This is a genomic window from Thioalkalivibrio sp. AKL12 (assembly GCF_000377925.1).
Classification (GTDB): Bacteria; Pseudomonadota; Gammaproteobacteria; order Ectothiorhodospirales; family Ectothiorhodospiraceae; genus Thioalkalivibrio; species Thioalkalivibrio versutus.
Genome location: NZ_KB898889.1, coordinates 220,171 through 233,847 on the forward strand (window position 1 = coordinate 220,171; position 13,677 = coordinate 233,847).

The 13,677-nt window shown below is 68.0% G+C and carries 16 protein-coding genes; 10 read left to right on the forward strand and 6 right to left on the reverse strand.

The window, feature by feature from the left end; all coding sequences use genetic code 11:
* Window positions 1-7 precede the first annotated feature (7 nt).
* The 4 genes from rluB to D579_RS0101020 all read left to right on the forward strand — a co-directional run bounded on the left by rluB (window position 8) and on the right by D579_RS0101020 (window position 3,184).
* Window positions 8-1,012: a 23S rRNA pseudouridine(2605) synthase RluB gene (rluB, locus tag D579_RS0101005; RefSeq protein WP_018950827.1), complete on the forward strand. Its 1,005-nt coding sequence runs from the start codon at window positions 8-10 to the stop codon at window positions 1,010-1,012.
* A 5-nt stretch (window positions 1,013-1,017) separates the two neighbouring features.
* A complete protein-coding gene (locus D579_RS0101010; protein ID WP_018950828.1) occupies window positions 1,018-1,659 on the forward strand; it encodes an endonuclease III domain-containing protein in 642 nt (213 codons plus the stop codon).
* A gap of 79 nt (window positions 1,660-1,738) precedes the next feature.
* Window positions 1,739-1,954: a lipopolysaccharide assembly protein LapA domain-containing protein gene (locus D579_RS0101015; RefSeq protein ID WP_018144183.1), complete on the forward strand. Its 216-nt coding sequence runs from the start codon at window positions 1,739-1,741 to the stop codon at window positions 1,952-1,954.
* 42 nt (window positions 1,955-1,996) lie between these two features.
* The gene (locus D579_RS0101020) at window positions 1,997-3,184 is read left to right on the forward strand and encodes a nitrate/nitrite transporter (protein WP_018175766.1); all 1,188 of its coding nucleotides are present in this window, start codon (window positions 1,997-1,999) and stop codon (window positions 3,182-3,184) included.
* Between the two features lie 43 nt (window positions 3,185-3,227).
* On the opposite strand, the gene D579_RS0101025 is transcribed toward D579_RS0101020, so the two are convergent.
* On the reverse strand, window positions 3,228-3,947 hold the full coding sequence (locus D579_RS0101025; RefSeq protein ID WP_018950829.1) for a hemerythrin domain-containing protein: 720 nt from the start codon (window positions 3,945-3,947) through the stop codon (window positions 3,228-3,230).
* Window positions 3,940-4,566 (reverse strand): hemerythrin domain-containing protein, encoded by a 627-nt coding sequence (locus D579_RS0101030; RefSeq protein WP_018950830.1) that lies wholly within the window; start codon window positions 4,564-4,566, stop codon window positions 3,940-3,942. Before D579_RS0101030 ends, D579_RS0101025 begins: the two co-directional genes overlap by 8 nt.
* A 55-nt stretch (window positions 4,567-4,621) precedes the next feature.
* On the opposite strand from D579_RS0101030, the gene D579_RS0101035 reads away from it, so the two are divergent.
* From D579_RS0101035 to rnk, 5 genes are all read left to right on the forward strand, one after another.
* The gene (locus D579_RS0101035; protein ID WP_026182008.1) at window positions 4,622-5,020 is read left to right on the forward strand and encodes a hypothetical protein; all 399 of its coding nucleotides are present in this window, start codon (window positions 4,622-4,624) and stop codon (window positions 5,018-5,020) included.
* A complete protein-coding gene (locus D579_RS0101040; RefSeq protein WP_018144178.1) occupies window positions 5,020-5,472 on the forward strand; it encodes a glycine cleavage system protein H in 453 nt (150 codons plus the stop codon). The genes D579_RS0101035 and D579_RS0101040 overlap by 1 nt, the downstream gene beginning before the upstream one ends.
* Window positions 5,473-5,767: 295 nt before the next feature.
* Complete coding sequence (locus D579_RS0101045) at window positions 5,768-6,436, forward strand: thioredoxin family protein (protein WP_026289404.1); 669 nt, start codon at window positions 5,768-5,770, stop codon at window positions 6,434-6,436.
* 49 nt (window positions 6,437-6,485) lie between these two features.
* Window positions 6,486-6,833 carry a rhodanese-like domain-containing protein gene (locus D579_RS0101050; protein WP_018950832.1) on the forward strand — a complete coding sequence of 116 codons (348 nt, stop codon included), beginning with the start codon at window positions 6,486-6,488 and terminating at the stop codon, window positions 6,831-6,833.
* A gap of 464 nt (window positions 6,834-7,297) precedes the next feature.
* Window positions 7,298-7,708 (forward strand): nucleoside diphosphate kinase regulator, encoded by a 411-nt coding sequence (gene rnk / locus D579_RS0101055; protein WP_018144175.1) that lies wholly within the window; start codon window positions 7,298-7,300, stop codon window positions 7,706-7,708.
* A gap of 13 nt (window positions 7,709-7,721) precedes the next feature.
* Here the strand turns inward: rnk and D579_RS0101060 are convergent, their stop codons facing one another.
* The 4 genes from D579_RS0101060 to D579_RS0101075 form a co-directional block, all read right to left on the reverse strand.
* Entirely contained in the window at window positions 7,722-9,155 is a 1,434-nt protein-coding gene (locus D579_RS0101060) for a DNA polymerase Y family protein (protein ID WP_018950833.1), read from the reverse strand.
* Window positions 9,156-9,315: 160 nt separating this feature from the next.
* Window positions 9,316-9,948 carry a translesion DNA synthesis-associated protein ImuA gene (gene imuA / locus D579_RS0101065; protein ID WP_018170046.1) on the reverse strand — a complete coding sequence of 211 codons (633 nt, stop codon included), beginning with the start codon at window positions 9,946-9,948 and terminating at the stop codon, window positions 9,316-9,318.
* Between the two features lie 317 nt (window positions 9,949-10,265).
* Window positions 10,266-10,883 (reverse strand): transcriptional repressor LexA, encoded by a 618-nt coding sequence (gene lexA / locus D579_RS0101070; RefSeq protein ID WP_018950834.1) that lies wholly within the window; start codon window positions 10,881-10,883, stop codon window positions 10,266-10,268.
* Window positions 10,884-11,237: 354 nt separating this feature from the next.
* The gene (locus D579_RS0101075) at window positions 11,238-11,729 is read right to left on the reverse strand and encodes an Lrp/AsnC family transcriptional regulator (protein ID WP_018144171.1); all 492 of its coding nucleotides are present in this window, start codon (window positions 11,727-11,729) and stop codon (window positions 11,238-11,240) included.
* A 179-nt stretch (window positions 11,730-11,908) separates the two neighbouring features.
* Here D579_RS0101075 and D579_RS0101080 point away from each other — a divergent pair, with 179 nt between their 5' ends.
* Window positions 11,909-13,594 (forward strand): 2-isopropylmalate synthase, encoded by a 1,686-nt coding sequence (locus D579_RS0101080; protein WP_018950835.1) that lies wholly within the window; start codon window positions 11,909-11,911, stop codon window positions 13,592-13,594.
* Window positions 13,595-13,677: the final 83 nt, after the last annotated feature.

Genomic DNA, 13,677 nt, shown 5'->3' on the forward strand with positions numbered 1-13,677 from the left:
TCCGGGAATGTCGGAGCGGGTACAGAAGGTCCTGGCGGCGCGTGGGCTGGGTTCGCGGCGCGAGATCGAGGGCTGGATCGAGCGCGGCGAGGTGCAGGTGAACAACCGCACCGTGAAGCTGGGCGACCAGGTCGACGAGCACGACGTGATCCGCGTGCGCGGGCGCATCGTGCGGCGCCCGGAGCATCCGCATCGGTGGATCGTGTATCACAAGCCGGTGGGCGAGATCTGCAGCCGCTCGGACCCCGAGGGGCGGCGGCCGGTGTTTGCCAGCCTGCCGCGGTTGAAGGGGCAGCGCTGGGTGGCCGTGGGCCGGCTGGATCTGAATACCTCGGGCCTGCTGCTGTTCACCACCGATGGCGAACTGGCCAACCGGCTGATGCACCCGAGCATGGCCCTGGAACGCGAGTACGCGGTGCGCGTGCTGGGCGAGGTGCCGCCGGCGACCCAGGACATGCTGCGCGAAGGCGTGGAACTGGAGGATGGCGCGGCCCGTTTCGACAGTCTGGAAGAGCAGGGTGGGGAAGGCGCCAATCACTGGTTTCATGTGGTGGTCAGCGAAGGCCGCAACCGGCTGGTGCGCCGCCTGTGGGATGCGGTCGGGGTCACGGTCAGCCGCCTGATCCGGGTGCGCTACGGGCCGGTGGTCCTCGGGCACGGGCTGAAGACCGGTGCGGTGCGGGATCTGGAGACCCGCGAGGTGGCCGGGTTGTACGAGGCGGCGGACCTGCCCGTGCCGGAATCCGTGCGCACGCGCGGTCGCGGCGGCCCGCGACGCGATCCGCGCGGCAAACCGCGGGATCAACGCCCCGGCAAGGCGGCGCCGGCGGGCAAGGCCCGCACCAGCCGGGCGGCGCGCGAGGACGGCTGGAGTTCGTCGCCGCCGAAGAAGCCGGGCAAGTCTTCGTCCCCCGCGGGGCGCGGCGGCTCCCGGGGCGCGAAGCCTGCGGGAGGTCGACCCGGCGGCCGCTCGGGCGGCGGTGGCAAACCGGGCGGTAGCCGTCAGCGGTAGCCCCCGTGCGGATCCCCGAGCTCCTGGATGCCCTGCGCGCGGAGTACGGCGACCTGCAGTGGTGGCCGGCGGAGACGGCGTTCGAGGTGATGGTCGGTGCGGTGCTGACGCAGAACACCAGCTGGACCAACGTCGAGAAGGCGCTGGCCAACTTGCGCGGTATCGACGCGCTGTCGCCGGAGGGCTTGATGGCCCTGAGCCGGGAAGAGTTGGCCGAACACATTCGTCCCAGTGGCTATTTCAACGTGAAGGCGGATCGCTTGCGCCACCTGCTGGCCTTCCTGGAGGCGTCCGGCGGGATCGAGGGGCTGGCGGCGCTGGACACCGACGCGCTGCGCGCGGCGCTGCTGGGGGTCAAGGGTGTCGGGCCGGAGACGGCCGACGATATCGTGCTGTACGCCTTCGAGCGCCCGGTGTTCGTGGTGGATGCCTATACCCGCCGGTTGTTCGAGCGTCTGGACCTGCCGCAGGCACGGGCTTCGTACGATGCGCTGCGCGAGCACGTCGAGGTGGCACTGGGGCCGGATGTGGCGGCGCTGAACGACCTGCATGCGCTGATCGTGGAACATGGCAAGGAGCGCTGCCGGCCACGGCCGCGCTGTGATGCCTGTCCGGTGCGGCGGCACTGCACCCACGCCGAGGCCTGAAACCCACCGCCCGGCCGGTTGACGCCCGCGGCGGGGCGCCGGAACCTGAGAGGCATGTCCGACTGACCAGGGAGGTCCCATGCGTTACCTGTACACCCTGTTGATTATCGTGTTCGTCGCGGTGGTTGCGATCTTTGCGATCCAGAACCTGCGTCTCGTAACGCTCAACTTCCTCACCCTGTACGTAACCCTGCCACTGGCGCTGCTGATTGTCGGAATCTACCTGCTGGGCCTGGTCTCCGGGGGTGCCCTGGTCGCGTTGCTGAAGCGCTGGATACGCGGCGCCAGTCGTTGAGCCGCGTGGTGTCCTTCGGGGCGGCATCCCTCGATGGCTGACATGATCCGCCGCCATCCGCTGGCGGTGATCGTGGTGGCGCAGCTATTCGGGACGTCGCTGTGGTTTTCGGTCAACGGGGTCGGGCTGTCGCTGCAGCAGGCACTGGGGTGGTCGCCCGCCGAGATCGGCTGGCTCACGATGGCCACCCAGCTCGGTTTCATCACCGGGACCCTGGCGGTCGCCGCCACGGGGCTGGCGGATCGCTTTCGCGCCAGTCGTGTGTTCGCCATTTCGGCGCTTTTCGGGGCCGGACTCAACGCCATCTTCATCCTGCTCGCCGGCGTCTGGGAGCTGGCCCTGCTGACGCGCTTTCTGGTCGGGCTGGCACTGGCCGGGGTCTATCCGCTGGGCATGAAGCTGGTGATCGGCTGGACCCCGCAGTACAAGGGCTGGGCGCTGTCCTGGCTGCTCGGAATGCTGACCCTGGGGACCGCGCTCCCGCATCTGCTGCGTGGCGCCACGCTCGATTTCCCGTGGGCGGTGCCCGTGCTTCTGGCCTCGGGCCTGGCCCTGCTGGCCGCGCTGATGATCCTGCGTCTGGGCGATGGCCCGCATCTGCCGCCACCGGGGCGCACGCCGGGGCTCGGGAAGGGCTTCCATGCCCTGGCACGGCGGGATTTTCGCGCCGTGGCCGGGGGCTACTTCGGGCACTGCTGGGAACTGTATGCGTTCTGGACGCTGGTGCCTCTGCTGGTAGCCCGTGAGCTCGCACGGATGGAGGCCGATGCGGCCCTGATTCCGTGGCTGGCCTTTGGCGTGATCGCGCTGGGTCTGGCGGGCTGTGTCTGGGGTGGGCGCCTGAGTCGGGGCCTGGGAAGCCTGCGTGTGGCGCGGGTGGCACTGGCAACCTCGGGCCTGGCCTGTCTGCTGTACCCGCTGCTTGCGGGGCAGTCGCCCTGGTTGCTGTTCGGCCTCCTGGCGCTGTGGGGGCTCACGGTGATCGCGGACTCGCCCCAGTTCTCCGCGCTGGCCGCGGACAGCGCGCCGGAGGATGCCGTGGGTTCCGCGTTGAGCGTGATGAATGCAATCGGCTTTGCGCTGACCCTGCCGGGCATCTGGCTGACCGGCTGGTTATGGGCGGATGGCGGGGTTTGGGTCCTGTGGCTGTTGCTGCCCGGCCCGTTGCTGGGGCTTTGGGCGCTGGCGCGCCTGTCGGCGCCGCATCGCGCCCGGGAAGCCGTGGATTGACACGAGTGCCGGGCTGCGGCGGCCGCGCAGCCATGCGGGGCGCTCAGTTGCTGTGGGGTGCCGGGTCGGGTGCCGTCAGCAGGGTCTGTGCGCGCTGGAGCAGCTCGGCGGCGGCATCGGGCTGTTCGCGCAGGGCGCGGCTCCAGTGCGGGAACAGGTTCTGTTCCTCGCGGCCTTCGTGCTTGGCCAGCGCGCCGGAGATCAGGGCGAAGAACGGGGCCACGGCCCAGGCCTCGTCCGCGCCTTCGCTGAATTCGTGTTCCAGCATCGCGGTCTGTTCCAGGATCTCGTCGTGCTCGCGCAGCATGATCGAGGTGGGATCCTGGCCGTTCGGGCTGCGGGGCAGGTCCAGCAGGGGGACGATCAGGTCGTTTTCCACCTCCACGTGGCGCCGCAGGCCGTCGACATAGGCGTGGAAATCCGGCGCTGCGCCTTCGAGGTCGCCGGCGTTGACCTTGTGCAGGGCGCTGGCGAACAGGCGGTCGATGCGCAGGTGATCGCGTTCCAGCAGGTCGACCAGGTCCACCGGGGCGACGTCCTCGCGGCGTTGTACCGCGAGCTTCCACAAGGGCGGGCCGTCTTCGAGCACCCGCCAGTGGATGGCCTGACGCAGCTGCAGGCTGACCGCGTCCATCAGCATCTTCGGTTCCTGATCCAGCCAGACCTCGAAGACCTGACCGCTGCGCAGTTCGCGCAGGGTGTAGTAGGCGCGGGTGTGGGCATGTTCGGCCAGGCCGCGGAGGTCGAGTACGAAATCAGCCACGGTCTGCGCTCGCGATGCCCCGGCGTGCGGCCATGGCGGCACCGATGGCGCGGCGGTCTTCCGGGCTTAGCAGGTGCTCGGCAAAGGGGAGTACGGCGCGCTCTTCCAGATCGAGGTGGATGCGGTATTGGCGTATCCAGGCGTCGGCCCCGTCGAGGTCCGCCGGCTGGCCCGCGGCGATGCGTTGCAGGGCCGGCTCCAGTCGATCCCAGCCGGCCTCGATCTCGTCATGTTCGGCGGTCAGGCGGTCCAGCCATTCGCACAGTTGTGGATGACTCTCGGGGTGGCCACAGTGCTGGCGCAGCACGGGGAACAGGTCCTGGTCCTCGTCCGCGTGGTGGTTGGGCGCTGCCTCGTGAAAGTAGTTCAGGACCCGTTGCGCGGCGCCTCGGGCCTCTTCGTCGGCGCCTTTGTCGGCCAAATGGGCGGGCAGGCGCTCGAGGATGTCCAGAGAGTTGAGGATTCGGCGATGGCACGCCCGCAGCAACTCGATGGGCTGCTGGAATCCGGGAACACTTTCGTGGAGTTGCGCGTGCATGGGGTATCGGACCTTCGCAGAGTGGTCAACAAGCAGGCGACTTTCGCCGAAGCGCTCGCGCCCCGTCTTGATCTTGATCAATGTAAATTGAATATAGCTTAAAGTATGCTGTGCGAAACCTGGCCTGGAGCTTTTGATGCACCCTCGGAACCGGATGTTCATCCTCGCGGCCCTCGCCTATGCCCTGCTGGGCGGGCTGCTCGGCATCCTCTGGCTGGCCCATCCCGGCCTGATCCCCGGCAATGTGCCGCGCATCCATGGCCACCTGATGCTGCTGGGGTTCGTGACCATGATGATCTATGGCGTGGGTCTGCATGTGTTGCCGCGCTTTTCCGGACGTTCGCTGTTCTCCGAGCGCCTGGGCCATGTGCAGTTCCTGCTGGCGAATCTCGGGCTCCTGGTGATGATCGCGGGCTGGCTGGTCTTTCATAACCCGACCGTCGCGGTCGGCGGGGCGATGGCCTGGGGGGCGATGATCCTGTTCGCACTGAACATCGCACTCACCGTGCGTCACTACGGTCCGAAGGGGGCGTAATGAGTCATACGGAATACAACGGCTGCGAGTTGCCGGACGACCTGTTCTATGACCTGGATTATGTCTGGGTCCGTCCGGAGGACGACGGCACCTTTACCCTCGGGATTACCGATCCCGCCCAGACCATGGCGGGGCGGGTGCAGTACTTCCGCTTTCGCAAGCCGGGTTCGCACCGCGCCGCGGGCAAGCCGGTGGCGCGGCTGGAGTCCGGCAAGTGGGCGGGGGGCATCCCTACGCCGTTCGACGGCACCATTGAGCGCATCAATCCGGCCGTGGAGGCCGATCCGGGGCTGGTGAACGTGGCCCCCTATACCGATGCCTGGGTCGTGGTGATGCGCCCGGACGATCCGGAAGCGGCGCTGGAGCGGCTACATACCGGGGCCGAGGCGATTGCCGGTCTGAAACAATGGGTCGATCGCTACGACATCCACTGCATGCGCTGCGCGGACTAAGGAAACACTGATCCATGTACACACTCGCGTTGGTACCCCAGGTTTTCCGAGACAAGGCGCGGTGCGCAGCGGGTAGTGGTTCTACCCGCAAGCGGCGCAACGCAGGATCGGGGAACCTGGGGTACCAACCCCACAAGCCATTGAAAAGCAGGGGCTCGGCCGCTTTTGCGTGCGCACGGCGTTGCGGCTCCCTTGTGCAGAATGACTGCACGGCAGTCACCGCGCCTTGTTCGCACGCAAAAGCGACTCGAGCGCGAGTGTGTACATGGATCAGTGTTTCCTTAAGGCCGGAATCATGAAGGTAGAGCTGCTGGTATCCGAGTGGTGTGCCTCCTGCCACGATGCCGAGCGCATCTGGCGCGAGGTGGCGGAAAACAAACAGATCGACTTCGCGGTGGTCGACATGGGCCAGCCCGAAGGGCGCGAACTGGCGACCCGGCTGCGCATCCGGTCGATCCCGGCCGTGGTGGTGGATGGCGAGCTCAAGCATATTGGGCTGCTGGATCGCACCGCCGCGACCGCACTGGTGGCGGGGGCCCCGGAACGCACACAGAAGGCCGCGCGCCATGTCGGGCTGGGGTTGTCGGCCTCCAGCCGGGCCTCGGTGCTGGGCGCGATGATCTGGCTGCTGATCGCGGGTGCCGCGTTGCCACTGGGCGGGTTCTTCCTCGAGGGTGCGGCGCGTCCGGCCGCGCTGCACGGCTTTACCCTGGGTTTTCTTCTGTTGCTGATCATGGGGCTTGGCGAGCACATGCTGCCGCGCTTTACCGGCCACCCGATCGCCAGTGGCTGGCTGTGGGCCTGGATGCCGCAGGTCCTGGTGCATCTGGCCGTGCTGGGCATGGGGCTCGGCTGGATCCTGGGCGTTGCGATGTTAACGGCGGTGGGTGCGGTGGCGGCGCTGGTCGGGCTGGTCCTGTTCACCCTTCGGGTGGTCCCACTGCTGGTACGTCCGTCGTTGTGACCCGGGCGCGCGCTAAACTTGCGGTTCACGCAGCCAACGGAGTCCTCCTGTGAGTCTTTTCGAGAAGCGTATTCGCGAGCTGGAACAAAGCCTGCCGCATCTGGAACCAGGGGAGGTGGCGCGCTGGCTCGAGGAAGAGAAACCGTTTCTGCTGGTGGATGTGCGCCAGCCCGAGGAGGCGGCCGCGGGGACGATCGCGGGCGCGATCAATATCCCGCGGCCCAAGCTAGAGGCCGGTATCGAGTCTCATATGGCGGATGCGGACCAGCCCGTCGTGGTGTTCTGTGGCGGTCGCGGCCGGTCCCAGCTCGTGGCCGACAGCCTGCGCACGATGGGTATCAATGCGCATGTGCTGCGCGGGGGCTACGCGGCGTGGCGGGAGACCTGGCCTCGGTGAGGGCGCAAGGCAAAGGCCAGGGAGACGCTGATTAATTCGCACGTCCGCGTTGGTGCCCCGTTTTTTCCGAGACAAGGCGCGGTGCGCAGCGCCGTAGTCACTCTACGGTCAAACGCCGCAACGCAGGATCGGGGAAAATGGGGCGCCAACCCCTTGAGGGCTCGGCCGCCCGTTGTTGACGACAATGGGCCCGCTGACCGCGTTGCGGCTTGCTTATGTAGCTCGGCTACACTTCGCTCACCGCGCCTTGTCAGCGAGCAAAATCGATCGAGCGCGGACGTGCGAATTAATCAGCGTCTCCCTATGTGCGGCTCCCGCTTACGAGCACGGTGATGGGCGCTATGGCTTTTTTGCCGGGTCTTGGCTAGTCTCCCGAGTAAGTTTCCCGGTTTCCGGAAATTCCCTGAATATTATTTGCCTGGCGCGTCTCCCCGGAGGCGCGTTCTGCATTCTGGAGTAAGAAAGTGAACAAGCCGAAGATCATTGTCTCCACCACGGACATGGAGCGCCTGGACAAGCTGCTGGAGTCGCTTCCGGATGGTAGTTTCCCCGGCAAGGCCGATCTCGAGTCCGAACTGGATCGCGCGGATGTCGTGGATTCGCACGAGGTTCCGGGTTCGGTGGTGACGATGAACTCGAAGGTCCGGTTCCGGGTGATCGAGTCCGGCGACGAGTTTTCGATGACACTGGTGTACCCACGTGATGTGGACGAGAGTGGCGGCACGCTGTCGATCCTGGCGCCGGTGGGCAGTGCGCTGCTGGGCCTGTCCGAGGGCGACGAGATCGAGTGGCCGCGCCCGGGCGGGGGGCAGATGCACGTGCGCATCGAGGAGGTCGAGTACCAGCCGGAGCGCGCGGGCGAATACCACCGCTGACGCGGGGTCCCCCTCAGCCCCAGTAACCCTGGCGATACCACTGGCCGCTGCGCAGGCAGCGGTACAGCCAGAGCCGGCGGCCCTGACGGTCGCGGCTGCAAGCGTAGTCGCGGCGCGCGTCCTGGCCGTGATCCCACCAGCCGTCTTCCAGTCGTCCCAGCCATTGGGGCTGGTCGGGGGGCGCGGCGGGCTCGGGGCCCTGTAGCCAGAGGGCAGTTCCGCAGGCCCGTTGGCCCGGGGTTGGAGCGGTGGGGGCCGGGGTGGTGGCGAGATCGTGTCGCGGCCGCTGGGCGTCCTCCGGTCTCGGTGTGCGGCGGTTGATCAGACGGGCGACGGCCTGCTCGCCCAGCCGGGCGCGCAGGCGAGCCAGCACGGCGGGTAGCTGATCGGCCGGTGGTCTGCTCGCCGGGTCTGCGGCGAGCAGACTGTCGCCCCGGGCCGGTGGGTCCAGCAAGCGGGGTGCCTGCAGGCGCAGGCCGATCACCGCCGCCGGCAGGGTCTCGCGATCCAGTCGGGTCTGCCACAGGGGCAGCCACTCGTCGGTGCGAATGCCCGGCTGCCCGCGCTCCAGTGAGATGCGGGTATACGCCTCGCGGTGGGCCAGTTCCAGTGTCATCCCCTGCAGGCTGCGGTTCAGGCCGCGCAACTGCGCCTCGGCCTGGCGCAGCAGCCGTTTGAGCGGGAAGGCCAGGGTCGCCGTGGCGTGGATCTCGTGCTCCAGGCGCAGGGACAGATCCAGCAACGGGGGTGGCGCAAAGCGGGGCAGGGTCTCCGCGCGCCGCGCCAGCAGTCGGTCCAGCAGGTCCAGCAACTCCGGTCCGTGGCGTCGGGCCAGTTCGGGGCGCGACAGGCGCAGCAGATCGCCCAACTGGCGCAGGCCCACGGCGCGCAGGCCCTCGCGGGTCGCGGCGGCCAGCGGCAGGGCCTCCAGCGGAACCGGGGACAGGATGCGGCGCAGGGCCTCGGGGTCTTCCGCGATCGCGGGGTTGCGCAGGCGGGCCAGCAGGCGCGCGGCGGCGGGGCTGCGGGCCAGTCCGATACGGGGATGGAAGCCCAGTTCGGTCAGGGTGTCCCGCGCCTGGTCGCGCAGGGTCTCGAGGCCGCCGAACAGGCGGCGGCTGCGCCCGACCTCCACCAGGATGCGCTGTGCCTCCGGCTCCGGGTGCACGTGATCGGAGAACCGCAGCAGTACGCCGGCCAGCATCTCCAGTTGGGCCTGCAGGGTGTCCGGGGCATGCTCGATCAGTTCCGGGGTATCCAGCACCGCCAGGGCATCCCCCAGCGCCATGCCGGGGCGGGCACCCGCCTGGCGGGCGGCGCGGTTGGCGGCGTGCACCCGGGGGGCAGGGTCGGATTCCACCACCAGCAGGGGGCGCTGCAGCCGCCCGGGGTCCGGCTCCGTCCGGGCCAGCGCATCCAGCGCAAGGTGCGGCAGGTCGATTGCCATCCAGTGTTCCTGCCGCGGCCGGGCGGCGCGGTTGGCGGTATGCGTCTCCGGTGGCCGGGGTGCGGTGGCGGACAGGGCTGTGGCCGGAAGCAGGCTCAGTTGTTGTCGGACCGGCTCCGGGTGTGTGGTCGCACGCGAGGGACGGGCAGGCTGGCCCATCTCAGGCCTCCGGTGGTTCGGGAACCTGCAGGGGGTGGCCGGAGCGGGCCCAGTGGCCGGCCCCCTTCAGGCAGTGCAGTTCCAGGCCGGAGGCCGCGGGCTGCCAGCGCAGGCGCTGGTGGGCCGGCGAAGGCTGTGCCGCGGCGTTTGGTGGCCGGTACAGGATCGCGCAGGCCCGGCTCTCGCTGGCAGCCAGACGCAACCGGCGCAGCAGGGCCGTCTCCACGGGGCCGCGCAGCCAGGCGAGCAGGACGCCGAACGCCGGGTCGCGCAGGCACTGCTCGCCGGCCCACAGGGTGTCGCGATCATGCTCGGTATGGATCAGCAGGACCCGCTCCGGCGGGATGCCGAGGGTCTGCCAGCCGGGTAGCCAGGGCGTGGCCGGCGGTGCGATCAGCGCGATCCAGTAGCCCTCGCGGCCGCAGGCGGCGAGCATGGGGACCAGCAGCCGGGTCTCGCCGCAGCCGAACGGGGCGCCCAGCAGTTCGATCAACTGGCCGCGCGGCCAGCCGCCGCCCAGGGCCCGATCCAGCTCCGCATGGCCGCTGGGCCAGACCGGGGCATCCGTGGCCGGAGCCGCACTGCGGCCGCGCCAAAGCGCCGGGTGGTCGAGCAGGGTATCCAGCGCGCTCATGGCTTAGGGAAACACTGATTCATGTACACGCTCGCGCTCGAGTCGCTTTTGCGTGCGAACAAGGCGCGGTGACTGCGGTGCAGTCATTCTGCACAAGGGAGCCGCAACGCCGTTCCCGCGCCCGTTTTCATCAACAATGGGCGGCCGAGCCCCTGCCTTCAATCGTTTGTGGGGTTGGCGCCCCAGGTTCCCCGATCCTGCGTTGCGCCCCGAATCCATCAAAAACGGGCAGGTAGAACCACTACCTGTTGCACGACGCGCCTTGTCTCGGAAAACCTGGGGTGCCAACGCGAGTGTGTACATGAGTCAGTGTTTCCCTAGGCCTGCGGGTCGAGATCGCGCAGCACGCCCACGCCGATCCCCTCGATGGCCAGTTCCTGGCGCTCGAGGTCGATCTCGATGGGGGCGAAGTCGGGGTTCTCCGGGAGCAGGCGTACCTTCGGGCCGTCCTGCGCGATGCGCTTGACGGTGACTTCGTCCTCGATGCGGGCGACCACGATCTGGCCGGGCCGGGCCTCCGGGGTCTGGCGCACGGCCAGCAGGTCGCCGTCGAGGATGCCGGCGTCGCGCATGCTCTCGCCGTGTACGCGCAGGAGATAGTCCGGGCGGCCGCGGAACAGGGCGTCGTCGACCCGATAGTGGCGCTCGATATGCTCGGTGGCAAGGATCGGCGAGCCGGCGGCGACGCGCCCGACCAGAGGGAGTTCGGCCGGTGCGCCACGGGCGGCGCCCGGCAGGCGGATGCCGCGGGAGGTGCCGCCCAGCAGTTCGATCGCGCCTTTCTTCTCCAGGGCCTTCAGATGGCACTCGGCCGCGTAGGGCGAGCGGAAGCCGAAGGCCCGGGCGATCTCGCTGCGGGTCGGTGCCGTGCCCTGGGTGGCGATGGTCTCGGCGATGTAGTCGAAGATGGCTTGCTGGCGTGCAGTGAGCGACACGGGGCACCCTCCGGTTGCTGTCTATATATACAGTACAGGGGTCGCTGGCGCGAGGACAAGAGCGGCGCATCCATCCGGAGTGCGTGTTTGCTCCTGACGGCCGGTTTGTTCCACCACGAAGCGCACGAAGAAGGTCAAGGGCAGTTGCGCCACAGAGGATTACGGAGAAAACCCAGGGAGGTGTCGCGGGCCGGGCGTAGGATGCTGTTGAGCGAAGCGAAACGCATCGATCCGGGAACCTCGCCACCCTTGGGATGGCTACACGATGCGATTCGCTTCGCTCATCAAATCCTGCCGGCCGTTGCCTTTCTTCGTGCCTTCGTGGTCAATCCGCCCTGGGTCTTGAGGTGGTATTCAGGTGGGGGTGTAGTCCAGTGGCAGGGCGGTGCGGTCGACCACGCGGCGCAGCACGAAGCTGGAATGGACGCTGTCCACGCCCTCCAGTCGGGTGATCCGGCGCAGCAGGAATTCCTGGTAGGCATCCATGTCGGGGACGACCACCTGCAGCATGTAGTCCGCCGACTGGCCGGTGATCAGGTAGCAGTGCTGGACCTCGGGGTAGCTCGCCACGGTCTCCTCGAAGTGGGCGAAGCGCTCCGGGGTGTGGCGGTCCATGCCGATATGGATCAGGGCGGTCAGCTCCAACCCCAGGCTGCGCCGATCCAGCAGGGCTACGCGGCTCAACAGGACGCCGGCCTGTTCCAGCGCACGCACCCGACGCAGACAGGGGGAGGGGCTGAGCCCCACGCGATCGGCCAGGGCCTGATTGGACAGGCTCGCATCCTCCTGCAGGATCTCGAGGATGCGGCGGTCATAGCGGTCGAGTCGGTGTGGTTCGGGTTTCATGGTTGAATATTGCTCTAAAGTGGCTTTATTGCGCAAGGATAGTGCGCAACTATTGAGCTCTTAGGGAAAAACGCAAGGTTATGCCGGGGGCAATGCGTTAGGATAGTGCACAGATAGAAATCCGGAGCGTGGCACCCGACCACACGGCGAGGCCGCGCCCCTTACAGGAGACGAACACGATGGCCTTCGATCACACCAAGTACGCCCCGTTCCCGCCGATCGACAAGTCCGATCGGCGCTGGCCGGCGCAGCGCACCACGGCCGCCCCTCGTTTCTGCGCGGTGGACCTGCGCGACGGCAACCAGGCGCTGGTGCACCCGATGAGCGTGGAGCAGAAGATGCGCTTCTTCGAGGTGCTGGTGGGGATCGGTCTGACCGAGATCGAGATCGGCTTCCCGTCCGCCTCGCAGATCGACTACGACTTTACCCGCCGCCTGATCGATGAAGACCGGATCCCCGAGGGCGTGTACATCCAGGTGCTGACCCAGGCGCGCGAGGACCTGATCCAGAAGACCTTCGCGGCGCTGGAGGGCGCCCCGCGCGCGGTGGTGCACGTGTACAACTCCACCAACCCGGCGCAGCGCGAGCAGGTCTTCCGCATGGATCGCGACGGCGTGCGCGGCATTGCCGAAAACGGTGCGCGCTGGGTGCGGGATTACGCGGCGAAGTACCCGCAGACCGACTGGATCTTCCAGTACTCGCCGGAGAGCTTCTCCACCACCGAGCTGGACTTCGCGGTCGAGGTGGTCGATGCGGTGAATGCGATCTGGCGCCCGGACCAGGGCCAGAAGGTCGTGATCAACCTGCCGGCCACGGTCGAGTCCGCCACGCCGAACGTCTTTGCCGACCAGGTCGAGTGGTTCTGCGACCACGTGCAGTACCGCGAGCATTTCTGCGTGTCGCTGCATACGCACAACGACCGGGGCACCGGCGTGGCCGCGGCCGAGCTGGGGCTGCTGGCCGGGGCCGATCGCCTGGAGGGCACGCTGTTTGGCAATGGCGAGCGCACCGGCAACATGGATCTGGTCACCGTCGGCATGAACCTGTACTCGCAGGGCATTGACCCGACCATTGACCTGTCCGACATGGAGCGGCTGATGGACGTGTACAAGGAGTGCACCGACATGCCCATCAACCCGCGCCACCCGTGGGCGGGCGAGCTGGTCTACACCGCCTTCTCCGGCAGCCACCAGGACGCGATCCGCAAGGGCCTGGCGCATTACAAGGAGAAGGGCGGCCACTGGAACGTGCCCTACCTGCCGATCGACCCGAGCGATCTGGGCCGGCGTTACGAGGAGGTCGTGCGCATCAACAGCCAGTCCGGCAAGGGTGGGGTCACGCATGTGCTGGAGCGCGACTACGGCATCGAATTGCCGCGCTGGCTGGCGATCGAGTTCGCCCGCATCGTGCAGAAGGATGCCGAGACCTCGCAGATCGAGGTCTCCTCGAAACGCATCCACGAGCTGTTCGAAAAGCATTACCTGACGCCCGTTACCGGCTGGGATCTGGTGCGTTACGAGATCGAGAAGGACGGTCCTGTGGTGCGGCTGGATGCGACCATGGGCCCGCCCGGGTGTGAATCCCGCCTGCGGGGCGAGGGCCACGGCGCGGTCGCGGCGCTGACCTCCGCCATGGAGGCCGAGCGTGGCGTGCAGGTGAAGGTCACCCACTTCGACGAGCACGCGATGGAGTCCGGCACCGAGGCGCGTGCCATGGCCGCCGTGGACGTGCAGGTCGATGGCGAACGCTCCGTGGGCGTCGCCCTGGGCGAGGACACCACTGCCGCCACGCTGCAGGCCGTCCTGAACGCCACCGGCCGCCGTCTGGGCGAACGCGCTGCCGAGCCGGCCGCCGTTAACGCCTGATTCCGGCGGGGCCCCGCCCCTGCCAGTCTGTGGTCTACCGTAGGGTGCGTAGAGCAAAGCGAAACGCACCGTCACCCAGGCGT

Coding starts and splice junctions, on each gene's coding strand:
- D579_RS0101045 (WP_026289404.1), top strand. CDS start 5,768: ATGAAGGTAGAGCTGCTGGTATCCGAGTGGTGTGCCTCCTGCCACGAT.
- D579_RS0101075 (WP_018144171.1), bottom strand. CDS start 11,729: ATGAAACCCGAACCACACCGACTCGACCGCTATGACCGCCGCATCCTC.
- D579_RS0101015 (WP_018144183.1), top strand. CDS start 1,739: ATGCGTTACCTGTACACCCTGTTGATTATCGTGTTCGTCGCGGTGGTT.
- D579_RS0101020 (WP_018175766.1), top strand. CDS start 1,997: ATGATCCGCCGCCATCCGCTGGCGGTGATCGTGGTGGCGCAGCTATTC.
- imuA (WP_018170046.1), bottom strand. CDS start 9,948: ATGAGCGCGCTGGATACCCTGCTCGACCACCCGGCGCTTTGGCGCGGC.
- D579_RS0101035 (WP_026182008.1), top strand. CDS start 4,622: ATGCACCCTCGGAACCGGATGTTCATCCTCGCGGCCCTCGCCTATGCC.
- rluB (WP_018950827.1), top strand. CDS start 8: ATGTCGGAGCGGGTACAGAAGGTCCTGGCGGCGCGTGGGCTGGGTTCG.
- D579_RS0101040 (WP_018144178.1), top strand. CDS start 5,020: ATGAGTCATACGGAATACAACGGCTGCGAGTTGCCGGACGACCTGTTC.
- D579_RS0101080 (WP_018950835.1), top strand. CDS start 11,909: ATGGCCTTCGATCACACCAAGTACGCCCCGTTCCCGCCGATCGACAAG.
- D579_RS0101060 (WP_018950833.1), bottom strand. CDS start 9,155: ATGGCAATCGACCTGCCGCACCTTGCGCTGGATGCGCTGGCCCGGACG.